The sequence below is a fragment of the Facklamia sp. P13064 genome (assembly GCF_050409425.1).
Classification (GTDB): Bacteria; Bacillota; Bacilli; order Lactobacillales; family Aerococcaceae; genus Facklamia.
In genome coordinates, this window is the sequence record NZ_JBNUPM010000003.1 from 1 (window position 1) to 23,041 (window position 23,041).

Sequence of the window (23,041 nt, forward strand, 5' to 3'; positions counted from 1 at the left end):
GAAAAATAGACCAAGGAAAGGTATAAAATATAAACCACCTAAAGAAGAACTTTTTGGATTCTTACTATCAGTGTTGCATTTGATTGGACAATTCGTCAAAAGAAAAAACGCCTAGTTTATAAACTGGGTGTTTTAATCATTTTAAACTATATCAATCGAAACAGGGTAATCAATATTTAAGTCAGGATCTTCTTCGTTCACTAATTTTAGCGTCATTTCTAAATCATCATCGATAGTAACATCTTCTGCCATGATATTCATGGTTCTATCTGTCTTATTTTCTACTTCAAAGACGAACTCATAATAATACCCTAATTCTTCATCATCTTTTTCATTTACTTCGACATATTTAATGAAGAAGTCTTTGTCATCCGTAATAATATATTCTTCATCTCCACCTGTTAATTCTTTTAACTTGGCTTTCTTGTCTTTCAGCTCCTCTTTGAGAGCTTTAATTTCGATTTTCAATTCTTCAATCTTTTCTTCATCTTGAGCGGAGACAGTCACTCCCCCCAACATCATCATACTTGCCAATAGCACTATATTTTTTTCATCAATGACTCCTCCTTTTGATTTTAATAGTTTTATTTCTTGTCTATATTAACCATAACATTGAAGGAGAAGACATTCAATTAGATAGCTTATTGCCTTAGAGAATAATAAATAGAAAACCAAAAGGACTTAAAAACTTTTTGAATTTTTATAACAATATAGTTTTAGAATAATTAAAGATAATTAAAATTTCTAATTGGAACAATTGTAAATAAAGTTAATTTCTTTATCTTTTTCCCTAGAATTTATCTATTAGATGGAGTATGCTTAAAAAGATGTAAAAAAAGCTGGAAAAAAATTGTGAATAAAATAAGGTGATCAAATGTATAAGAAAATAGCAGCCAGCCTAGTAGTGTGTTCAATTTTACTGTTAATCATTTATATGACATTTAATGCTAACAATCAGAATGAATCGACCTTTTCAAAAATCGAATTGAGTGCTCGAAAGAACAAATCGCCTGAAGCTTATCGCAAAGAACTATTGGAATTATATGAAACGCAACCCTTAACCGGAGAGGGTGTGGTTGAAGAAAGAGAATTAAGAGATATTAGTCTTAATGAGTATAATACAAAAATAGAGACCATTTTAGCTGAAATAACTGATCAACCACTCAAAGAATCCATCCATTCTTTAGCCGAGAGAGATCGGCCGCTAGTCGAATTAAATCAAGAGGTTCGTAATTTTAAAAAGAATATGGAAAATCCTAACAAATATTCTCCAGGTTTTTTAATTAAAGTGAAAGAAATTGATCGTAAATTAGAAGCAAACAACTTAACAAGAACATACAAAGACTTGAGTCACTGTTATCAAAGTTGGGGAAAGGCAATTTATGAACATTCTATTCCAGTCCCTCGTAAAGTCTATGCTGACCCAGACCTAGGGAAGTTTATAAACATATCAGCCCAGCCAGATGAAAATACTAATACTCAAATGCACTCTGCTAAATTTGCAGTCTTAACGTTTGATGACGGGCCCAACCCAGTCACTACGCCACAAATCCTAGATATTCTTAAAGCACATGATGTGAAAGCAACCTTTTTTGTATTGGGTCAAAATGCAGAAAAGTATCCCGAAATCATTCAACGCATGCATGATGAAGGGCACTTGGTGGGCAACCATTCCTACAGTCATCGAAATTATACAATAATTAGTGATACTGATGTTCTATATGAACTGAATCACACTAACGAAATTATTGAAAGGGTGACTAATGCCCCTGTCAACTACTATCGAATGCCATATGGAGCAGGTGGCAAACGTGAAATGAATTTAACGGAAATGACTCCTGTTCTATGGAACGTTGATTCGGAAGATTGGAAGAGTCGAAATGAACAAGCCATTATCAACCGTGTAGTAGCAACCCTATTACCTAGTCCAGTAATTTTAATGCACGACATCTATCAAGAATCGGCTAACTCATTAGGAGCAGTCATTGAAAGCGTCCAAGCCAATGGGTATCAGTTTGTGCGACTGGATGAAATGATGTAATTATTCAAACCTCATTATCATAAGTATAAATGCCTAGCTAGAATTCAAGTCTAGTTGGGCATTATTTTTTCTTTTGTTTAATAGTTTTTTACAATTTTAGATTATAACTAATGAGCCATAATCTATTTATAAAAATAATATGCTATATAAACTGATTAAGTAATAACCAAGTGTTATAATTAAATTATGAAGCGTTTACACAAAAATTTAGGAGGTATTTTATGAAGAAGTTTTTCGCAAGCATTGTTGCCATGTTATCGGCAGGAATGTTACTGGCTCAACCAGTAGCTGCCTGTACAGGCGTATATGTTGGTAAGGGCCTTACAGAAGATGGGTCAGTTATTTTTGGCCGAACAGAAGACTTAGAACAAAGCCATAATAAGACTTTTGTAGTAATTGAAGCGACGGAAAATGAAGAAGGCGCAAAGTTAGTGGATGAATATACTAAGTTCGAATTTGAACTACCAGCTCAATCTTATAAGTATTTTGCTGTGCCAGATACCACCCCTGAGTGGGGCTTGTATTATGAAGCAGGTTATAATGAGTATGGTGTAGCGATGGATGCGACCACTACTACTTATACTAATGATGAAGTTTTAGCGGTTGACCCTTTAGTTGAAAATGGTCTTTCAGAAGGAATCATGACGACCGTCGTTTTAGGTCACGTTAAAACAGCGCGTGAGGGCGTGGAGTTGTTAGCATCGATTATCGATGAGAAAGGCTCTTCCGAAGGCAACGGATTGATTATTGCTGATAAAAATGAAACTTGGTATATGGAAATTTTATCCGGTCATCAATATGCTGCGATGAAGTTGCCAGATGATATGTTTGCCGTATTCCCCAACTCGTTCTTCTTAGAAACAATCGATGTGAACGATACTGAAAATGTGATTGCCTCTGCCGATTTAATTAACATTGCAGAAGAAGCGGGTACTTATGTCGAGGAAGAGGGGATGATTCGGGTTGCTGATTCTTATGCAGCTGAAATAGATCCCGGGTCTGTGTCTAGGTATTGGTCTGGAGTAAAAACCTTAGATCCAGATGCAGAAGTTTCTTTAGATGACACAGAGTTTCCATTCTTACATTCTACGGATAAAACAATCACATTAGATCAAGTCATGAGCTTACAACGAAATCGTTTAGAAGATACAGATTATATTCCAGCGGATAACATCGCATCTGCTACCGGTGGACAAGTTGTTAAAGAAACTGAAACAACAGAAGGTGAAGAAACCAAAGCAACAGAAAGCGAAGAGGCTGAGGCAACAGAAGGTGAAGAAACCAAAGCAACAGAAACCGAAGAAACCGAAGTAGAAGAAAGCGAAGAAACTGAAGCAACAGAAACCGAAGAAACCGAAGTAGAAGAAAGCGAAGAGGCTGAAGCAACAGAGGGCGAAGAAGCTGAAGCAACAGAAGGCGAAGAAGCTGAAACAACAGAGGACGAAGAAACTGAAACGACTGAAAAGCAAGAACCAGAAAAGCCTGAGAATGCTTTATATCCCATTGGTAACAAAAATACAATGGAAGCTCATATCTTCCAAATTTATGAAGATATGCCTGAAAAAGTACCAGGTGTGATGTGGTTAGCGATGGGATCACCTACCGTTTCACCTTACTTACCATACTTTGGAAATATCAATGACACACTATCTGCTTACCAAGTGGAAGCCAATGAATATGATCCAGAATCATTCTATTGGGCAGTAGATAATCTACTAACCATTATGTTAGAAGATGAAGAGAACTTAAAACCAGAAATGAGAGAAAAGATCTTAGCCATTGAAAAAGCTGGTAAAGATAAATACGAAGAATTACGTCAAGAACTTATCACGATGTATGCGGAAGATCCCCAAGCAGCTGCAGAATGGATTACTGAACAAACCATGCAATTAGCTCAAGATGCCTTTGACCAAATTAAAGATTTAGAAGCAGAGTATGTAGAGAAATAAGGCTCATTGTTCAATCGGATTGATAATATTTTTCAAGAGATCAAGCAGCATGTTTTTGTTGCTTGATCTTTTTTTCCTGACGTAAAGCGTTATGAAATGACTAAACCACTTGCTCGGAAGTGTGTGTAGTATTGATAGCCATCAGCATATCTGTTGAGAAGTTTAATCTTATGGTTAATTCCTTCAATTGGTTCATTGATTTGAGGAGGGAGGAATAAGTTCTATTTTTAATAATGGTTTGATGCCCATTATATATCGAACAAATAAGGATAGAATAGGTTAGTATTGTTTGATATAGATATTGTTTCAATAATTAACAGCAAAACATTTCACTATGTTGATGTAATAATTTATGATATCAAAACTATTAATAAATAGGCTCAAGAAGCTAAGAATTATTGCTTAATCTAAGGCTTCTCTTTTGTTACTCTTAATAAGAGGATAAAACTTGATAAAGTTAAAGAGAGTGTTTCCGTGGAAATAAGAGTGTTGAATGAAGCAGATATAAAGGAAGTTATGACCATGAAAGAACTATTCAAGCGGTAAAAAAGCTTTAAAATTATATTCTGAAGATAAAACAGATAATCCCTTAAGAACAAACATTGATTTAGAAGAATTCGGAGGTCAAAATTTATCCATGCCAAGTTTAGCTGGCTCGGCGACAGGGTTTAAAATAGTTTCTGTCTATCCGAATAATATCCATGTTTAAAACAGGGGGACACGCTCAACATCAATTAGAAGCGATGTTATCAGCGCAACCAATTAAAGAAGAGTGTGCCTTTGATAGTGACCAAGAGCGTGCTAGCGCATTCGCTTAAAAAAATGATGGATTTATTCGCTAAAAAGTTTGACGTTGAAATTAAAGCTGTTGCTTCTCCAAAAGAAACAATCGGTGGGGACGACGTTATCACAATTGTTACCACATTACAAAAGCTGTTTTTGATAGTGAAAATCTTAAACCAGGAGCCCATATTAATGGCGTAGGCTCATACACGCCAGACATGCAAGAACTTCCTGAAGCAATTTTTGCTCAAGCAGGTAAGATCTATTTAGATACCAAAGATGGAGTCTTAAATGAATCAGGCGATTTAATCAATCCGCTCAAAAAAGGTATTATACAAAAAAGTCCATCACAGGTGAATTAGGTCAATTAGATTCAGGTAAAATAGCCGGGCGTCAATCAGAAGACGAACTCACTGTCTTTAAGACGATAGGCTCTGCTGTTTTAGATATTATAGTTGGAAAAGCGATTTATGAAAAAGCTATGGAATTAAACAAGAGCCAAGTGATTGAATTATAAATCTAAGTCACTTCTATGCGAAGTGCTTTTATATAAATAAAGTTAAAATTTAAAGAGAATAAGTAGGGAAAAATGATGAGCTGTTATACTTATTAAACAAAGAAAAAGAAATTAACTTTAGGGAGGTCATCAATGAAGTTACCAACGATTAATTTTGAAGAAGTAAATTTCTTTACCATACTCTTAAGGCCCCTTTTAGCTATGTTGATTAATGGTATGATTGGTTTTGGACGTGGATTGAAAATCATCCAGCCGGTATGCGTACTTATATTTTAGTCTGTGTAACTTCAGCCATGGTAATGATGACCAATCAGTTTGCAGCCGAATTTTTTTGAAGGAGTTGATGCTACACGGATGGGGTCGCAAGTTGTGAGTGGGATTGGCTTTTTAGGTGCCGGTATGATTTTAGTTACTAATCGTGACAAAATTAAAGGGTTAACCACGGCTGCGGGCTTGTAGTCTTCGGCTTGTATTGGCTTAGCAATTGGGATCGGCTTCTACGAAGCAGCAATTGTTGTAGGCTTTATACTCCTAATCACTTTGACCTTCTTACAAAGACTTGAAAGCTCATTAAGGAAGAAAACACCTTGGGTAACGGTTTTTGTGCAAGCAAATGATGTTCAATCTTTTAATGAGGTCCTTCATTTTATTGAAGTGTCATTAGTTACCGTCACTTTTATCAAACCCTTAGTGAATAATAGTGACCAACTTGATTATTTAGTCCGTCTAGTAATTCCTAAAGAAGTTCATGCTGAAAAGTTCTTTCAAGATATCAATCAGCTTGCAGGCGTGAGTATTTATGAATCGGAAGATGAATATAATGAATAAAAAAGCTAGTCAAATGTTATCACCATTGGCTAGCTTTTTGCTTATATATTTTTATAGAATATTCCTCTTGGATGTAATCAATTAGAGGATGATGATCTTGGTAATGGGTTGATTCAAGTGTTTTAATTGGAGTAATCCCCATCAAACAGTTGGTCATAAAACCAGCTTGGAAAGTTTGTCTTTCTTGCCAGTCTATGGGGCGAATAGTCACAGGGAAATGGTCAAGCACCCATTGACGCATAATACCTGGAAGAAGACCTGCGCTTGTTGGAGCAGTGATAAGCTCTTGGTCTTTAACAAAAAAGAGATTCGTAAAGCTTCCCTCAGTGATCTGGTCTTTTTCATTTAAAAAGATGCATTCAAAAGCCCTTTTTTCTCTTATCTGCTTTAAATTAATTTTGTTCGCTAAGTACATAGTGGACTTATGTTGCAAGAGTGTGTTAGAGGAATGGCGCTGCCACTTGGCTAATTTTAATGGCTTTGCAGGCAAGAATCTCTTACCATAGGGATCCGATCGTTCTTGTAGAACAAGATTACCTGGTGAGAGGATGATTTTTAAAGCCCCATCCACCATTTCTTTCTCGTTAATAGAGTTGACAATAACGTTTTTGGTTATAGAACTTTTGAAACCTAAAGCTTTGGCTGATTGACACAAACGGCTAAGATGTTGGTCTAAGAAGAGCGCTTGTCCATTGATAACTTTAAGGGTGGTAAAAACACCTTGTCCAAAAAGAAAGCCTTCATCTAATTTGATGTAAGCCATGGTTGGCACTCCTTCATTAGTTGATCCAACATAGAATAATCAATAGTCTGAGCGACATCGGTCCAGGCCTGGTCGGGATTGTGATGGACTTCGACCATAATCCCCGAAATATCAGCGGCTAAAGCGGCTTTACTTAAAGGGAGGATGAGGTCGCGTCTACCACTGGCATGGCTAGGATCAATAACGACAGGTTGTTTCGTTTTGGCTTGGAGGAGAATAGCACCTGCTAAATCAAGGGTGTTGCGTGTTTCATCTTGAAAGCTACGTATGCCGCGTTCGCAGTATACAACCGAAGCTTTTCCTTCGCTCATTAAATACTGACCGGCCATTTCCCATTCTTTAAGAGTTGCTGAAAACCCTCTTTTTAATAGGACAGGTTTACCGGCTTGACCTAACAACTTCAGCAGTTGGTAATTATACATATTTCGAGAACCTACTTGAAACATGTCCACAAGATCGATCAGCTTTTCGACATCATATTCACTTAAAACTTCTGTGACCATCGGGAGGTGAACTGAATCAGCGGCGGCTCTTAAGTACTTTACACCTTCAAAGCCTAAACCTTGAAAAGCATGAGGGCTAGTTCTTGGTTTATAAGCACCCGCTCGAATCATGTCGACTCCCGCCGCCTTCAAGGCTTGAGCTTCTTTAAAAATATGTTCTTCAGATTCAATAGAGCAGGGTCCAGCGATAACAATAGCTGGTTGTTTGCCAAAAGTGACTTGCTTTACAGATACAGAATTCATTGTCATTTATATCTTCTCTTTCTATGTGATAGGTGATGGATTATTAGGATTAAAGAGGTAATTTTTGATAAAATCCAGAGCTTGAAGGTAGCCTGCAGGGCCTTGTCCTTCAATTGTTATTAAGGCTAAATCTTTGATATATGAGACTTGTCGGTAACTTTCTCTTTGACTAATAGGACTTAGATGGACTTCTACAAAAGGAATGGCAACGGCTGCTAAAGCATCGCGAATAGCGATGGATGTATGGGTGTAGGCAGCGGGGTTTATTACTATGCCATCCACCTTTTGATAAGCATTTTGAATTTTATCGACTAAGGCTCCTTCGTGGTTGGATTGAAAGATATCAAGGTCTACAGCATATTCATTTGCCCATTTTTTTAAAGAGTTTGTTAAGTCAGAGTATGAGGTTTGACCGTATATTTCTGGTTGACGGATGCCTAATAAGTTAAGGTTGGGTCCGTTGAGGACTAATAATCGCATGTTTGATCAGCCTTTCTTGCATTTCTTGATAGCTAGTTGGGATAGAAGACTTGACGGGAATAATGAGGTCTGCACTCTCTTGGTAGAGTGTTTTTCGTTCATTCCATAAACGCTTAACTTGGTCTAGCGAAGCTGAAAGTGGTCGGCCCTTTCGAGACAGTTCTTCTAAGGGGCGCTCCAATAGAATCAATCGACCATTCTGAGTTAGAGCTTGTCGGTTCCTTGCCCTTAAAATGGCACCTCCGCCCGTGGCAATTACTTGCCCATTTTCCTTAGCCACTTGATGAATGATTTTTTCTTCTAGGTCGCGAAAAGGTTTTTCGCCCACCTTGGAAATATATTCAGAGATCGGTTGATGGATGACAGCTTCGATCAATTGATCGGTGTCTAAAAAGGGGCGGCCTAGCTGATCAGCCAGTTTTTTTCCGAGAGTGGTCTTGCCAACACCTGGCATTCCGATAAAAACTAAGTTTTCGATTCCCTGCCAATAGGATTGGCAAATTTGATGGATGAAGTCTGTCGGATAAGACTTACCGGTAAAAAGTTGACTGGCAAAAAAAGCTTGAGCAATTAACATGTCGAGTCCACCTATAGCTTGAATGCCTTGGCTTTTGGCTTGGAGGACTAAAGAAGAGCGTAAGGGATTATAGATGAGATCAACGACCGCTTCTAGTTGAGGGAATGCGGTCAAGTTTAATCTTAAATCCTGGTTATTAGGGTACATACCAACCGGTGTCGCATTGAAAATAACTTGAGCCGCCTGATTGTTAGCCTTTAATGGTGGGAAAGCTTGGCGAATGCTTAAATGGCTAACTCGGTGACAGTTATGGTTTTTAGCATAAACAGCAATCATTTTGGCAGAGCCACCGGATCCAAGAATAAGCACATTTTTGCCTGTTAAGGTCAGATGATTATTTTTTAATAAAAAGTCTAAGCCAGCGTAGTCAGTATTATAGCCTTTGAGTTTTCCCTCTTCATTCACAATTGTATTGACCGATCCGATGGCTTTAGCCAAGGGGTCTAGGTTGTCTAAATAAGGTAAGGCCGCTTCTTTATAAGGAATAGTCACATTGAGTCCGAGGTAGTTTTTCTCTAAAAGAAAGTCTTTCAACTGATTGGGTTCTAATTCAATTAAGTGATAGGGATAGTTCCCAATTCGTTGGTGAATAGATTGGGAATAACTATGACCTAATTTACGTCCGATTAAGCCACAAAGAGTGGGTTTTTTATTTTTTTGAGATGTCTGTAACATAAGAACCTACTTTCTAAAGGCGGCAATTAATTTTTTGTTGAAATAGTTGGCCATTGACCGTCCATCATCATTAGGTCTAAAAGGCAAATAGCGGTCATTGCTTCAATAACGGGAACAACCCGAGGGACGATACAAGGATCATGCCGGCCCTCAATCGTCAATTCTTGATTAACTTGTTTATCAAGGTTGACACTTGCTTGGGGTTGACCGATAGAAGAAGTAGGCTTAATTGCTACTCGCATAATCAAGGGCATGCCAGTGGTCAAACCACCGATAATACCGCCGTGATGGTTGGTCAGCGTTTTAACCATCAGGTTATTATCCAAATAATAAGGATCGTTGTGCTGGCTGCCGCGTAAGTTTGCTCCAGCAAAGCCCGTTCCGAATTCTACGCCGCGAGTGGCGGGAATGCCAAACATGGCATGGGCTAATTTAGCTTCACACGAATCATAGAGGGGTTGACCGATACCAACTGGTAAGCCGTCAACGATTACTTCGATTTGCCCTCCTACAGAGTCTTTATCTTCTTTAGCGGCTAGGATAGCTTCCTTCATGGCTTGGCCTTGCAGGTCATCAATTACGGCAAATTCTTTATTAACTAATTCACTTAAGGCTTTAAAATCAGGTTGCGCAAAATCAACTAACCGGTCTTTTATACCAGCGATTGAATGAATGTGGCTATAAATTTGGATGTCGCTTGTTTCTAATAAATAGCGGGCAATACTACCAGCCATTACAATTGGAGCAGTCATGCGCCCTGAAAAGTGTCCGCCCCCACGAATGTCATGGTGTCCCTCATATTTAATGAAAGCAGGATAATCAGCATGTGAGGGGCGCGGGAGATAGTGATGTTGGGCATAATCCTTGGACTGCATGTCTTGATTCCTAATTTCTAAGCAAAGGGGCGCCCCACAGGTTTTACCGGCTACAATACCTGCTTTGACTTCAAATAAATCAGTCTCGTTACGGCTAGTTGACCAAACCTTTTTACCAGGACGACGACGTTCGAGAGCTGTTTGAATGGCTGCATAAGGGAAATCTAAACCGGCAGGAAGGCCATCAATGACTACCCCTATCGCTTTAGCATGGGATTGTCCGTAAACAGTGAGACGAAAATTTTGACCGAGACTAAAGGACATGATAGATACCTCCTAATTTTTGAAAATCATCGAAGAAGTGGGGATAAGATTTAGAAACACAGTCCGCCCCTTTAATAATCACAGGTTCTTGGGCAAAACTACCGGCAATGGCAGCTGTCATTGCAATACGGTGGTCTTGAAAAGTATCCACAATTCCGCCATGAAAGCCTTGCCCTCCTTGCAAGATGAACCCATCTGCTTCAGCTTGTATGTAGACACCTAAAGCTTGCATAAGAGCTACGGTAGATTCTATTCGGTCACTTTCTTTTAAGCGGAGGCGTTGGCCGTTAACGATGCGAGTAATCCCAGCTTTTCTAGCGGCTGCTAGGGTAAGGATAGGAATGGCATCGGGCAATTGACGGGCATCGATTTCCACTATTTGATTACTTGCAGTTGAAGTCTTACTGGGATGATAGTCAGTGGATTGTTTTGCCGGCTCGGGGATGGGATAGCCCAATTTATCCAAATAGGACAAAGCCTGACGGTCTGCTTGGAGACTGTCAAAAGTAAGATTTAAGACCTGGACGCCTGCTACTAAGAAGAAAAGGGCGTTGGACCAATCGCCTTCTACTTGGTAGGGCGCTGCTTGTATAGGTCCAGCGAGTAAGTGATAGGCTTGAGTTTGATGAGAAAAATCAATCCTTTTACTAAATTCTTTTAAGCTAGCTAAGGTCATGTCGACATAGGCAGCGGATTCCAAAGGCGAAGTTAATTTTATCTGACTTGCTTTATTTAAATGAGCGAGAGCCAAAGCTAATCCTGAAATAAATTGAGAAGAAACATTACCTGGAAGTTGGTAATTTCCTGCTTCTAACTTGCCTGAAAGCCAGATACTAGGGCCTTCTTCTTGCCAATAAATACCTAATTGGTCAAACAAGTCCCAATAAGGTTGGTTGGTTCGATTGATCAAACTCCCTTGGCGAAGGATTTCGACCTGTTGGTTCTTTTCTAACCGACTAGCTAAGATAGGAATTAGAAAGCGTAAGCTTGTTCCCGACTCGCCCACATTGAAGTGGCGCTTCATAGAATGAGCATCTGGCAGGATATGGTATGCTTTTTGATCTGAATCATGGTGAACCAGGCAACCTAGTCCTTCAATACAAGTCAATGTTGCTTCTAAATCTTTTGAAAGACGGTCTAAATAGATGGTAGAGGGACCATTGGCTAAGCTGGCTGCAAAGAGTGCTCGATGAGCGTCTGATTTAGAAGGAATTGCAGAAATACTGCCTTTTAAAGAGTGAGGCATAATTTGAATATCCATCTACAATCGACTCCCTGCTTCAATCCATTGGCCTAATTCATGAATAGGAATGGCTTGTCGGACACAATTTCCTATTTCAACAGGAATAATTAAGTGAATCGTTTGGTCTTGTTTTTTCTTGTCGTGATTAATGGCGTTCAGTAAATCATGGTTATCACAGTAATAAGTCTGGAATAGTCCTTGTTTTTGGTATAAATCTTCAAGAAGAGGAACAAATGATTGGCGGGCCCAACCCAATTTAAAACTAGCACGAGCCATCCATAATAGGCCGATTGCGACTGCTTCACCATGGTTCACTTGGTGGTTGCTAATACTTTCAATGGCATGGGCGAAAGTATGACCTAAATTAAGGAATTGTCTTTTACCTTGATCGTGAAAATCATTAGCAACATAGGCGTGTTTTATTTCTAAAGACCGTTTAATTAGATTCAAGTAGTTGAGTTGACTTTTATCTCGCCTGATGTCCTCCAATAAAGCGGGGTCAGTAAGGATCGCATATTTTATAATTTCTGCTAACCCATTGTTAATTTGTCTGATATCTAAGGTGTCTAAATAGGTAATATCGATATGAACCCAAGCGGGATGATAGAAAGTACCCACTTGATTTTTATAGGCACCAAAATTAATGCCATTTTTACCCCCAATGGCAGAGTCAACCATAGCTAAAAGAGTCGTCGGAACTTGTATAAAGTTGATTCCTCTTAAATATGTGGCGGCTAAAAAGCCCCCTAAGTCACCAATGACGCCACCACCAAAGGCGATTAGGCAATCAGACCGAGTAAGTTTTTCTTCTACCATGCGATTCATCACTTCTTGATAACAAGCTAATGACTTTGACGCTTCACCGGCAGGAACAATATGGTAAGAAAAGGATGCTAACTGCCCAAGTTGATCAATTTGGTCTTGGTAAAGGGTCGCCACATTTTGATCCGTTAGTAGAAACTTTTTTCCGCTCATTTGGCTTAAGCGTTTTTTTAATTGACTAAAATGATGGTGTTCTAGATAGATTGGATAAGGAAAAACATTCAATTGGATGTCCAAAATGTACCCTCCTAAACAAAAATAGGAGCTCTGAGAAATTCAGAGCTCCGCTAAAGATGGATAATAAAACAGCGGAAGATAAAAGGCATCGCATGATTGTTCATTTCGTTTTACAGCAACTTCCCATCTGTAAATACTTTACGCACCTTTTATACTCTGTTCAAAGTTCTCCTTCATTATAGGTGAATGATAGCACTTGTCAATCATTGACAAGGATTAAATGCTATTCTTTTTAAATTACTTTTCAGGTATTTTTACTAACTACAAATTGTGATAAAATAGGACAATAACCAGTTGCATAGATATCGTTGAAAAAAATGTTAGGAGAAACCATTATGAAGTTTGTTATCATTGATAATTATGATTCCTATACTTATAATCTGTTTCAATTAATAGCCAAAGTGACGCAAGAAGTTCCGTTGGTTATTAAGAATGATCAAATGTCATATGAAGAATTTAAATTGTTAGATTTTGATGCGGTGGTTATTTCACCAGGTCCTGGAAGTCCTGAAAATCCTGAAGATTTTGGTCTTTGCCGTGAAGTAATCGAAAAAGAAGAACGTCCCATATTGGGCATCTGTTTGGGTCAGCAAGGAATTTACTATCTGAATGGAGGAGAAATTATATTGGCTCCTCAGCCTGTTCATGGGCGGCTGAGTGAAATCAGACATAATAATCAAGGGCTTTTTAAAGGACTACCGCAAGATTTTAAAGTGACCCGTTACCATTCTTTAGTCTGTAAAGAAGAGAAATTGGAGAACATTCAAGTGGATGCGAGAACGCACGATGGCTTAATTATGGGGATTTCTCATCGTAGCAAACCTCAATACGCCGTTCAGTTTCATCCAGAGTCAATTGCTTCACAAGAAGGTGAGCGTCTAATTGAGAATTTTGTAGACTTGATCCACACCTTCCAAATACAGACAAATCCTTTGCATGTTACAAAAGTTCCTTATCAAGGCAATGCACAAGCGTTGTTTAATCAGCTTTATCAAATTAATAAACAAACGCAATGGTTAGACTCTAGTCAAGTGACAAAAGCTTTGTCTCGTTTTTCTATAATTGGACAAGCGGGTCCTCGCCATGGCCATCGTCTGACCTATGATATTACGGATAATTTGGTTATCAAGACAGATATAAAGGGAAGAGAAGAAAGAATTCATCAAGATATATTCACTTATTTAGAAAAACATCAACCTCAATGGCCAATCCATCAAGATTTACCATGTGATTTCCAATTAGGTTATATTGGTTATTTTGGTTATGAGCTCAAAAGTTTAATGGAAGGGCCTAATCAGCATCAGTCATCGTATCCTGATGTCATATTAGATTATATTGATCGAGCGGCTGTTATCGATCATCACGAAAACCAACTTTATTTACTATCCTATAAAGATGACAAAGACTGGATCAAAGATTTAGATTTTTCACAGGCTTATATTTCAGTAGGTGAAAAAGAAGAGCTTATCATGGAGGCCTTCGATCAACCAACTATTGCTTGGGCTATGGCTCGCAGTGACTATTTGAAAGCTATCCACCAATGTCAAGACTACATTCGAAAAGGAGAGTCCTATGAAATATGTTTGACCAACCGCTTGGATATCAAAGACCAGCTAGATGCCTATATATATTACCAAACCTTACGCCAAGCCAGTCCAGCCCCTTACGCAGCCTTTTTAACTTTTGATCATTTTGCTGTTGCGTGTTCTTCTATGGAAAAATTCTTAACCTTGAATCGTGATGGTAGAGTTCAAACCAAGCCCATCAAAGGAACGGCTAAAAGGGGTCAAAACCCAGCAGAAGATCAAGCGATTATTCATGCTTTAGCAACCGAGGAAAAGACCATGGCTGAAAACTTGATGATCGTAGACCTATTGCGAAATGATTTAGGTAAGGTCTGTCAGATTGGAACAGTAACGGTTCCCAAGTTGATGGCTGTTGAGAGTTATTCAACCCTTCATCAATTAGTGACTACCGTTCAAGGCTTTCTTGCAAAAAATGTTTCAGCTATTGATCTGTTTAAAGCTTGCTTCCCTGGTGGTTCAATGACTGGAGCGCCGAAGTATCGTACCCTCGAATTAATTGATCAATTAGAAGGACGTCCACGAGGTATCTACTCAGGGGCTATTGGCTATATTGCTAATAATGGTTGTATGGATTTAAATATTGTTATACGCACGGCGGTTATTGAAGAAGAAAAGACTAGTCTCGGTCTAGGGGGAGCAATTATTGCCCTTTCAGATCCAGAAGAAGAGTACCAAGAAACTTTAGTCAAAGCCCAAGGAGCTCTTAATGCCTTAAAAGCCTATTACCATCTACCTTCAACTTACGAATTTAAAATTGAAGGGGCCTAAAAGGATTCATTAAAGATAAATGAGTTTGTTAAACGAAGAAAACCAGCAAGCATACCATTATTATGCTTGCTGGTTTTTTTATTATTTAACTTTCCCAAGTGTTCGCAAACTATTAAGAACTGCAAGGATGGTCACACCAACATCGGCGACAATAGCCATCCACATGGATGAGAAGCCTAAAGCGGCGAGGCTTAGGAAGAGTACCTTAATTCCAAGTGCAAAGGCTATATTTTCTTGAGCAATGCGTAAAGTTTTTTGAGCAATTTTAATAGCTTGAGGGAGTTTAGCTAAAGAATCATTCATAATGACAATGTCTGCTGATTCAATAGCTGCGTCAGATCCCATTCCTCCCATGGCAATTCCAATATCTGCACGGGCAAGAGCCGGGGCATCATTGATGCCATCACCGATAAAGGCTACATTAGAGGATTTTTTATTAGACGTTGATTGCTTAACGTTAGCTAAAATATTCTCCAGTTCGATCATCTTTTCTTGTGGAAGCAAGTCACCTTTTGCTTGATCAATCCCAACAAGTTGAGCGATTTCGTCGACGGTTGCTTGATTGTCACCAGAAAGTAAGATGGCAGAGGAAATACCCAATTGATGTAATTCTGTCAGCGCGGACTGAGAATCTGGTTTGATCTGGTCTTTAATGAGGACATAGCCTTGATATGCTTGATTAATACTGAGATAAACGACAGTGGCAGCAGTCTTTAATTCTGGCACTTCGATCTTGAATTGATCCATCAAGTCCTTGTTTCCAGCAAGTAAACTTTTACCGTCCACAATTCCTTTAAGACCTTTACCGGTGATTGTTTCTACTTCTTGCACACGATGAGGATCTAAGGGCTGATTATAGGCTTCTTGAATGGAGAGTGCAATAGGATGGTGGGATTGGCTTTCCAAGTGAGCCAGTGCTTCTAAAAACTCATTTTTGCTTAAATATAAGGCCTCTACTTTGTCAATCGCAAAGTTACCTTGAGTGATTGTTCCGGTTTTATCTAAAACTAAGGTCTTAATCTTTGTTAGGGTTTCGAGGAAATTTCCGCCTTTAACCATGATACCTTCACGTGCTGCTGCACCAATTCCACCATAAAAACTCATAGGAACAGAGACAACTAAGGCACAAGGACAAGAGATAACTAAAAATTGTAACGCACGGTAAAAGCTTGTTGACCAAGAAATGTCACTAAAAAAGATAGGAGGCAAAGTAGCCAAAAGAACTGCTAAGGCAACTACAACCGGTGTATAAACGTGTGCGAACCGAGTAATAAATTTCTCAGTAGCTGCCTTTTTGGAAGAAGCATTTTCAACTAAGTCGATAATTTGGCTGACCGTTGAATTTTGGAAGGTCTTAGTGACTTTAACTTTCAGCTGAGAACTTAAGTTGATCGAACCTGAGTAGAGGGTGTCGCCTTCTTTTAAACTCTGAGGAAGAGATTCTCCAGTAATAGCTGAGTGGTCTACTTGAGATTGACCTTGGATAATTTGTCCATCCAGAGGGACCTTGTCTCCGACAGCTACGATAAACTCTTGACCTTCAACTAACTCGCGGGGGTCAATTTTGGTTAATGTACCATCAGTTTGTTGAATACGGGCAAAGTCAGGACGAATTGCCATCAAGGATTGAATTGATTGGCGAGATTGGTTAACGGCACGGTCTTGAAACCATTCTCCGATAGAATAGAACAGCATAACGGCAACTGCTTCAGGGTACTCACCAATCACAAAGGCACCTAAGGTAGCAATCGTCATTAAGAAATTTTCTTCTAACCAGTCCTTATTTTTAATTTTATTCCAAGTAGTTTTAAGTACATTCTGACCTATGAACAGATAGGTCAGACCAAAATAGCCCACTAGAAGCCATTCAGAAGAAATATAATTTGTTAAAAAGAATCCTAAGATAAATAAAGGAATGGTAATTAAAATACGCCAGCCTTCGCTATCAAGTAAGCCTTGACTGTCCTTATTTTTATCAAGGTTTAGATTTGATTTTTCTTCTAGCTCAAAGAGCGGAACCAATTTTATCCCTTGTTCGACTTCTTGTACATTTTGTTCCAAGCTTTGAATGAGATTAGACTCCATCACTTGGTCCGTGTCGATTGTTAATTGTCCTTGTGCGAAATTAACGGTCGCTTCAACTTGATCCGAATTGTTTAAGCGAGTTTCAATTTTTTGAGCACAGTTAGCACAAGACAAACCCTGCATTTTAAATTTATAAGTCATTATTATCATTTCCTCCTTCTGCTGCATGTTCCAATGCATTGTGATATAAAATACGCACATGGTCATCAGCAATTGAATAATAAACAATACGTCCTTCTTTGCGCTTTTTAACTAAATTTAATTTAAATAGATAAGCGAGTTGATGAGAAGTGGCAGATTTGGACATGCCTATTAGATGGCCTAAATCGCAAACACACAATTCTGTCTTAAGCAAATACCATAAAATTTTTGCTCGAGAGGGTTCTGCTAATGCTTTAAAGAGTTTGATTAGAATTTTAAAATGTTTTGGATTGAGAGGCACTTCTTGAGCTTTCTTAATCGCTTCAGGATGAATTGCATTCTCTTGACAGCTATCCATGGCATGACCTACTTTCTGTTTATAAATAGTAAAAATTATCATTTATAGTTGAACAGCCGTTCAACCTTTACAACTTAAATATACCACGCACTATTATTTTTGTCAAATGAATACTAATGGTTGATAAACGGCTTGCTAAACTATAATAAACTGACCTCTAAATGAATAGAAATCAGTTAAAAAAAGGAGAATATAAAATAAGTAAAATTGAAGGCGAATTGAAAGTCCCAAAGAGGACATCAGTACGTCAGATTGACTGATATAAAGGAAGCTGAAAAGAGAGGAATTATCTCATTGACCCCTTCTATCCATTTTTGTGAATGAGATCATTTGATTAAGAGCCGGTTGACTGATAATGATACAAGCCAAATCGCCAAACACCATAAACAGGTATAGCAAAAACTAGACTCAAAAAAGGAAATAGAGCTAATCGCCAATCATTACTCTTACCTACTAAATATAAAAAGGGATAATACTGGACCAAAGCCAGAGGGAGAATAAAGGTTAGAAACTTTAATATCTTCTTTCCATAAATAGAGAAGGGATATTGACCAAATTCACGTCCGCCATCTGTAAAAATATTCATAATCTCTAATCCTTGAATGGTAAAAAAAGAAAGGCTTGCTGAAAGAAAATATAATAAGGAAAATAACAAGCTGGCTGTTAAGATCATTATGAATAAAGTAGCAATCTTATTCCACGACCATACCATCTTGCCTCTTTCAATGACGAAAACTAGTAGTAAGGCTGCTTGGATTAAGCGTCCTATACGTGAAAACTCAAATTTTGATCCAATAACTTGGAGTAAGGGGCTTTGGGGGCGAGTGAGGACACGATCAAATTCACCATTAGCAATCATCTGAGGAAAAGAATCGAATCCCCTGGCTAGCATTTCAGCTAAGGCGGCCGCAAAAGTGAAAATTCCAGCACATAAAAGCACTTCATCTTTTGAAAACCCTTGTACGCTGTGAAATCTTTCTAACATAAAATAAATGCCTAGTACAGAGACAAAGGTTGCTAAGAATTGCCCCATAATTAATAACAACATAGAAACAGGGTATTGCCATTGAGCCTGCCAATTGAGTTTAAAATAAAGACCTAAAATTTTAAACACTGCATTTAACCTCCTTGAATAACGAATTTAGACAGAGCATGTTGCATCAGCCACCAACCGGCCACCAACAGAAGAATCAGCCAAAAAGCTTGAGGAATGATAATATTCCAAGAGCTAATGTCTAGAGAATAGACTCTAAGAGGAATGTTTTGCATATAGGCGAAGGGTGTCCAATGGATAAAGGTTTGTAAAGGCTGGGGTAAAAAGGGTAATGGAATGATTGCTCCGGTTAGAAATTCCCCGATCGTAGCAACAATCACTCGAATTCCCACGTCCGTTAAGAAATAAAAGACACTAATATAGACTAACATTAAGAAGGCAATGATTAATAAAGTAGACAGAATCATCGTCACTATAAAAAGTAGGAGGTGGTTTGGCGGCAAAAGCTTATAAGGTTCTGGCAGAAAGCTTGCTACAATTATCATTGGCAAACATCGTAATAAAGTGCGAGCAATTCGCATGGCAAGGTTAGATATAAACCAATGGGGATAGAGACCGAGAGGACGCGTCAATTGATAGGCAACATTGCCTGAAATGATTTCTTCGAAGATAGTACGGTCATAAATCCATAAAGCAAACAAATTAAGACCGGCTTGTTGGATCCATATATAAGCGCAGACTTGTTCAAAAGTCATAGGTTGACTTTGTGCGTTGGTTTGATAAAAAGATTCGAACATTTTGATGAGAAGTAGGCCCCAAGCAAATTGGGTAAGAATACCTGCTAAAGCAGCCGTTCGATATTGAATGGCTGATTGAAATTGAATGCGAAATATTGCGCTATAAGTTTTCATAATTGATACTCCCGATAAAGCTGGATTACTAGGTGATCAAGGTTAGTAGCATGAGGGCTTATAGATTGTAAATCAAGATTTTGATTTAATAAAGCAATAAATTCATTTTTGGATAGAAGATCCGAATCAAAAGATAATAAAGCTTCTGATTCAGTCGCTTGATAAATTTGAATACCCGGGTGATGAGGTAGTCTTCCTTTATTAAATTCAATGTTCCAAATCTGTTTTTGTTGATTTTTGTTCTTTAATTCCTCCAGGGAACCGTCGAGCAGTATTTTTCCTTGACCAATCAATATAATCCGTGAAGAGAGTGCTTCAATATCTTGCATGTCATGCGTGGTTAAAATAACTGTTGTCTGTTCTTCTTGATTAAGATCGATAATGAATTTTCGAACAGCTAATTTAGAAACTGCATCTAAACCAATAGTAGGTTCATCTAGAAATAGAATGGCTGGCTGATGAATTAAAGCAGCGGCAATTTCACACCGCATTCTTTGGCCTAAACTGAGTTGTCTAACGGGAGTATCCAGTAAGTTTTCGATAGCTAAAGCATATGCTAACTTATCAATTTGTTGATGATAACGCCGTGGATCCACACGGTAAAGGTCACGGATCAGGTCAAAAGAATCCTTAACTGGTAAATCCCACCATAGTTGAGAACGTTGTCCAAAAACGACACCGATATTTCTAACATGGTCGATCCTGTTTTTCCAAGGCGTTAGGCCCATTATTTGGCACTCACCAGTATCTGGATGGAGGATACCTGATAGGATTTTAAGTGTGGTACTTTTACCAGCTCCGTTTGGGCCAATATAGCCTATCATTTCGCCTTTTTTAACATTAAAAGATACTTGGTCTAATGCCTGATAGTATTCAGTCTCTCTCTTTAAATAAGATAAACCAGGCATTGAGGAGTGTTTTTTTCGTTTGGCTATTTTAAATTGTTTTGAAATGTTTTCAACCTGAATCATCTAATCTCTCCTAAGTTTTTTGATTATTTGAATTATATAGCTAGCGAACTAAAGAAGTAAAATTGAGCCTTTGAATTGTATAACAAGAAGCCTTTCAAGTCAACGAAGAGAAGGTTTTCAATCATAATCTGTTAATAAAGATGATATAATAGGTAAAAGTGGAAAGGGGTGGATCAATGACTTCTGTTTCCATCGAAAAATTGTATACTTATCTTCTGCAAGAAATGGGTCCCAGTGGTTGGTGGCCGGGGGATTCTAAATTAGAAATCATTTTAGGTGCTATTCTGGTTCAAAATACCAACTGGTCGAATGTTGATAAAGCCTTAACTCAATTAAAGCTGGCGACTGGGTTTGATCCGCAAAGGATTCTAAGGTTGGAAAGTAGTCAGTTAGAACAGCTGATTTATTCAGCTGGTTTTTATAAAAATAAAGCCCTAGCTATCCAAGCCGTTTTGAATTGGTTCCAAGAACACCAGTGGAATTATAGCCATATAGTAGAAAAATACGGATCTGATTTAAGAATAGAATTACTTAAGCTTCGAGGTATCGGCCAAGAAACGGCTGATGTCTTCTTAGTCTATATTTTTGACCAAGTCGCCTTTATTTCAGATGCATACGCTCGCAAGTTGTTTTCTTATATCGATCAAAAAGACTATAAAAGCTATCAGCAATTACATGCAGTCGTGCAAATGCCTGAATCATTCACTTATCTTCAAGCTCAAGACCTGCATGGACTGATTGATGAATTTGGTAAAAATTATTTAAAGGATCCTGTTAGGATGGAACGGATAGCTGGAGAGGTGAAGAAATAGTTACTGTATTTTTATGATCGATGCTAAAGCATTTTAGTCGGAGATGAAGGGCTGTTAACTTATAATTTGAAAAAGGAGTGGTTTGATGAAAATTAAAAATTGGTTACTTGTAGGAGCTCCATTGGTCGGTGGAACAATTATTGGTCGTTTAACGGCCGATAATGCCAAAGCAGACTATGAAAAGTACAAACAACCCCCATTTGCACCTCCCAAAGAGACTTTTGGCATTGTTTGGCCATTATTATATACCATGATGGGGATTGCCCGAATAATCATTGATGAAAGTAAAGAGAAAGACGAAGCCGTTATAAGCTATCGAACCCAATTAGGTCTTAATGGTCTTGGGTCACTGCTATATTTTAAGTAAAAATACCACGGCATTACTTTAAATGAAAGTTTTGTTTTTCATAGCTGTTCGAGTCACAGCTTGGAAACTTTATCAAAAGGACACTTGGAGGATTACTTTTATTGCTCTATGTAATTTGGTTGGCCTTTGTTTTTTATCTTAATGGAGCTACTTGGTTCTTAAATCGAGATTAAGTGTCTTATTGCAATGAATAAATTAGGAGGGAAATAATGCGATTATGGCATGAAGATTTGATTCCCTTATTACCTCGACAGCAACTCTTAGGACAACATCGAGAATGTTGTGCTCTAAGAGGAAAGGGATGGGGCAAGCCGCATTCTACTGTAAACTATATTTTTAATTATCATCCCTATAAACTTTACCAATACCATGTTTTAGTAATGGAAGAAATGATAGCCAGAGGCTATCAGCCGGATAGCCTCTGGCTAGATCCCAAATACCGTGGCAAATCAGCTCCGTCTTATAAGGATTTAGAAGAACGCTCATTAGATTATCCCATTTATCCAGAACATGATGAAGCATATCTTCAAGCATGTTTACTTAATTTAAAGAATAAGGGGATTGCTATTCAAATAAATAATTAATAGGCCCTTCCTCAAAAGAAATTAATTATCTTTTGAGGATTATTCTATTTAAAGGGTTAAGACCAACTACCCATTAGCAGAAAAATAATCTACAATAATAAAGTGAAAAAAGGAGGTTGGATATGAAAATAGCAGTTTATTGCGGTGCTTCACATGGTAATCGCACAGTTTACACACAAGCGGCAATCGCTTTTGGAGAGTGGATAGCAACAAATAACTACGAATTGATATACGGTGGAGGAAAAGTTGGATTGATGGGAGATATCGCCAATTCAGTCCTTAGTCATGGTGGCAAAGTGACAGGTGTTATGCCTCAATTTTTATTGGATCGTGAGATAGCTCATCAGGGTTTGAGTGATTTAGTTGTTGTGGAAAGCATGGCTCAACGCAAGCAAAAAATGTTGGACTTATCAGATGTTTGTGTGGCGCTTCCAGGTGGACCCGGGACATTGGAGGAAATTGTGGAAGCCATCTCTTGGAGTCGGGTGGGTCAAAACACGAATCCCTGTATATTCATGAATGTTAATGGTTATTACAATGGACTACAAAAAGTTTACCAACAAATGGTTGAAGAAGGATTTCTCTTAACGGAAGATTATAAGCAAATTGAAGGATTCATTAAAAACGAATCACGATTGTAAATAAGTGAAAATCAGCCTCTAGT

The 23,041-nt window shown here is 38.2% G+C and carries 24 protein-coding genes and 1 riboswitch; of the genes, 11 read left to right on the forward strand and 13 right to left on the reverse strand.

Annotated features, from left to right (window positions below):
* Positions 1-141: 141 nt before the first annotated feature.
* Complete coding sequence (locus tag ACQV2S_RS02060; RefSeq protein WP_428884934.1) at positions 142-540, reverse strand: hypothetical protein; 399 nt, start codon at positions 538-540, stop codon at positions 142-144.
* A 334-nt stretch (positions 541-874) separates the two neighbouring features.
* Between ACQV2S_RS02060 and ACQV2S_RS02065 the strand changes: the two genes are divergently transcribed.
* The 6 genes from ACQV2S_RS02065 to ACQV2S_RS02090 all read left to right on the forward strand — a co-directional run bounded on the left by ACQV2S_RS02065 (position 875) and on the right by ACQV2S_RS02090 (position 6,118).
* Complete coding sequence (locus tag ACQV2S_RS02065) at positions 875-2,041, forward strand: polysaccharide deacetylase family protein (RefSeq protein ID WP_428884935.1); 1,167 nt, start codon at positions 875-877, stop codon at positions 2,039-2,041.
* Positions 2,042-2,262: 221 nt separating this feature from the next.
* Positions 2,263-3,990: a C69 family dipeptidase gene (locus tag ACQV2S_RS02070; RefSeq protein WP_428884936.1), complete on the forward strand. Its 1,728-nt coding sequence runs from the start codon at positions 2,263-2,265 to the stop codon at positions 3,988-3,990.
* 1,165 nt (positions 3,991-5,155) lie between these two features.
* The gene (locus ACQV2S_RS02075; RefSeq protein WP_428875185.1) at positions 5,156-5,290 is read left to right on the forward strand and encodes a hypothetical protein; all 135 of its coding nucleotides are present in this window, start codon (positions 5,156-5,158) and stop codon (positions 5,288-5,290) included.
* Between the two features lie 132 nt (positions 5,291-5,422).
* Positions 5,423-5,566, forward strand: coding sequence for a hypothetical protein (locus tag ACQV2S_RS02080; RefSeq protein ID WP_428876269.1), 144 nt, complete (start codon positions 5,423-5,425; stop codon positions 5,564-5,566).
* Between the two features lie 39 nt (positions 5,567-5,605).
* Positions 5,606-5,749 carry an MgtC/SapB family protein gene (locus ACQV2S_RS02085; RefSeq protein WP_428876270.1) on the forward strand — a complete coding sequence of 48 codons (144 nt, stop codon included), beginning with the start codon at positions 5,606-5,608 and terminating at the stop codon, positions 5,747-5,749.
* Positions 5,750-5,893: 144 nt separating this feature from the next.
* The gene (locus ACQV2S_RS02090; RefSeq protein ID WP_428874362.1) at positions 5,894-6,118 is read left to right on the forward strand and encodes a hypothetical protein; all 225 of its coding nucleotides are present in this window, start codon (positions 5,894-5,896) and stop codon (positions 6,116-6,118) included.
* 19 nt (positions 6,119-6,137) lie between these two features.
* Here ACQV2S_RS02090 and ACQV2S_RS02095 read toward each other — a convergent pair whose 3' ends face one another.
* Genes ACQV2S_RS02095 through aroB form a run of 7 tightly spaced genes read right to left on the reverse strand, consistent with a single transcriptional unit; the run spans position 6,138 to position 12,800 of the window.
* Entirely contained in the window at positions 6,138-6,881 is a 744-nt protein-coding gene (locus ACQV2S_RS02095) for an aminotransferase class IV (protein WP_428884937.1), read from the reverse strand.
* Positions 6,863-7,633: a 3-deoxy-7-phosphoheptulonate synthase gene (gene aroF / locus ACQV2S_RS02100; RefSeq protein ID WP_428884938.1), complete on the reverse strand. Its 771-nt coding sequence runs from the start codon at positions 7,631-7,633 to the stop codon at positions 6,863-6,865. Before aroF ends, ACQV2S_RS02095 begins: the two co-directional genes overlap by 19 nt.
* Before the next feature lie 15 nt (positions 7,634-7,648).
* Positions 7,649-8,107 carry a type II 3-dehydroquinate dehydratase gene (aroQ, locus tag ACQV2S_RS02105; RefSeq protein WP_428882207.1) on the reverse strand — a complete coding sequence of 153 codons (459 nt, stop codon included), beginning with the start codon at positions 8,105-8,107 and terminating at the stop codon, positions 7,649-7,651.
* Complete coding sequence (locus ACQV2S_RS02110; protein WP_428882206.1) at positions 8,073-9,359, reverse strand: shikimate kinase; 1,287 nt, start codon at positions 9,357-9,359, stop codon at positions 8,073-8,075. Before ACQV2S_RS02110 ends, aroQ begins: the two co-directional genes overlap by 35 nt.
* A gap of 26 nt (positions 9,360-9,385) precedes the next feature.
* Positions 9,386-10,498, reverse strand: a complete 1,113-nt coding sequence (gene aroC / locus ACQV2S_RS02115) for a chorismate synthase (RefSeq protein WP_428884939.1) — start codon at positions 10,496-10,498, stop codon at positions 9,386-9,388.
* Complete coding sequence (locus tag ACQV2S_RS02120; RefSeq protein ID WP_428884940.1) at positions 10,488-11,759, reverse strand: 3-phosphoshikimate 1-carboxyvinyltransferase; 1,272 nt, start codon at positions 11,757-11,759, stop codon at positions 10,488-10,490. The genes aroC and ACQV2S_RS02120 overlap by 11 nt, the downstream gene beginning before the upstream one ends.
* Positions 11,760-12,800, reverse strand: coding sequence for a 3-dehydroquinate synthase (gene aroB, locus ACQV2S_RS02125; protein WP_428884941.1), 1,041 nt, complete (start codon positions 12,798-12,800; stop codon positions 11,760-11,762). It lies immediately after the preceding gene.
* A gap of 67 nt (positions 12,801-12,867) precedes the next feature.
* Positions 12,868-12,961: riboswitch (THF riboswitch) on the reverse strand.
* Positions 12,962-13,135: 174 nt separating this feature from the next.
* Between aroB and pabB the strand changes: the two genes are divergently transcribed.
* The gene (pabB, locus tag ACQV2S_RS02130) at positions 13,136-15,154 is read left to right on the forward strand and encodes an aminodeoxychorismate synthase component I (RefSeq protein ID WP_428884942.1); all 2,019 of its coding nucleotides are present in this window, start codon (positions 13,136-13,138) and stop codon (positions 15,152-15,154) included.
* An 81-nt stretch (positions 15,155-15,235) separates the two neighbouring features.
* Here pabB and ACQV2S_RS02135 read toward each other — a convergent pair whose 3' ends face one another.
* The 5 genes from ACQV2S_RS02135 to ACQV2S_RS02155 all read right to left on the reverse strand — a co-directional run bounded on the left by ACQV2S_RS02135 (position 15,236) and on the right by ACQV2S_RS02155 (position 20,614).
* Positions 15,236-17,380 (reverse strand): heavy metal translocating P-type ATPase, encoded by a 2,145-nt coding sequence (locus ACQV2S_RS02135; protein WP_428884943.1) that lies wholly within the window; start codon positions 17,378-17,380, stop codon positions 15,236-15,238.
* A complete protein-coding gene (locus tag ACQV2S_RS02140) occupies positions 17,370-17,738 on the reverse strand; it encodes an ArsR/SmtB family transcription factor (RefSeq protein ID WP_428884944.1) in 369 nt (122 codons plus the stop codon). Before ACQV2S_RS02140 ends, ACQV2S_RS02135 begins: the two co-directional genes overlap by 11 nt.
* A gap of 334 nt (positions 17,739-18,072) precedes the next feature.
* Positions 18,073-18,852: an ABC transporter permease gene (locus ACQV2S_RS02145; protein ID WP_428874351.1), complete on the reverse strand. Its 780-nt coding sequence runs from the start codon at positions 18,850-18,852 to the stop codon at positions 18,073-18,075.
* Positions 18,853-18,857: 5 nt separating this feature from the next.
* The gene (locus ACQV2S_RS02150) at positions 18,858-19,643 is read right to left on the reverse strand and encodes an ABC transporter permease (protein ID WP_428876276.1); all 786 of its coding nucleotides are present in this window, start codon (positions 19,641-19,643) and stop codon (positions 18,858-18,860) included.
* Complete coding sequence (locus ACQV2S_RS02155; protein WP_428884945.1) at positions 19,640-20,614, reverse strand: ABC transporter ATP-binding protein; 975 nt, start codon at positions 20,612-20,614, stop codon at positions 19,640-19,642. Before ACQV2S_RS02155 ends, ACQV2S_RS02150 begins: the two co-directional genes overlap by 4 nt.
* 176 nt (positions 20,615-20,790) lie before the next feature.
* On the opposite strand from ACQV2S_RS02155, the gene ACQV2S_RS02160 reads away from it, so the two are divergent.
* The 4 genes from ACQV2S_RS02160 to ACQV2S_RS02175 all read left to right on the forward strand — a co-directional run bounded on the left by ACQV2S_RS02160 (position 20,791) and on the right by ACQV2S_RS02175 (position 23,018).
* Entirely contained in the window at positions 20,791-21,426 is a 636-nt protein-coding gene (locus ACQV2S_RS02160; RefSeq protein WP_428875161.1) for an endonuclease III domain-containing protein, read from the forward strand.
* Between the two features lie 85 nt (positions 21,427-21,511).
* Positions 21,512-21,793, forward strand: coding sequence for a TspO/MBR family protein (locus ACQV2S_RS02165; RefSeq protein WP_428884946.1), 282 nt, complete (start codon positions 21,512-21,514; stop codon positions 21,791-21,793).
* Between the two features lie 209 nt (positions 21,794-22,002).
* Complete coding sequence (locus ACQV2S_RS02170; protein WP_428884947.1) at positions 22,003-22,377, forward strand: TIGR02328 family protein; 375 nt, start codon at positions 22,003-22,005, stop codon at positions 22,375-22,377.
* Between the two features lie 122 nt (positions 22,378-22,499).
* Positions 22,500-23,018, forward strand: a complete 519-nt coding sequence (locus ACQV2S_RS02175; protein ID WP_428876279.1) for a TIGR00730 family Rossman fold protein — start codon at positions 22,500-22,502, stop codon at positions 23,016-23,018.
* Positions 23,019-23,041: the final 23 nt, after the last annotated feature.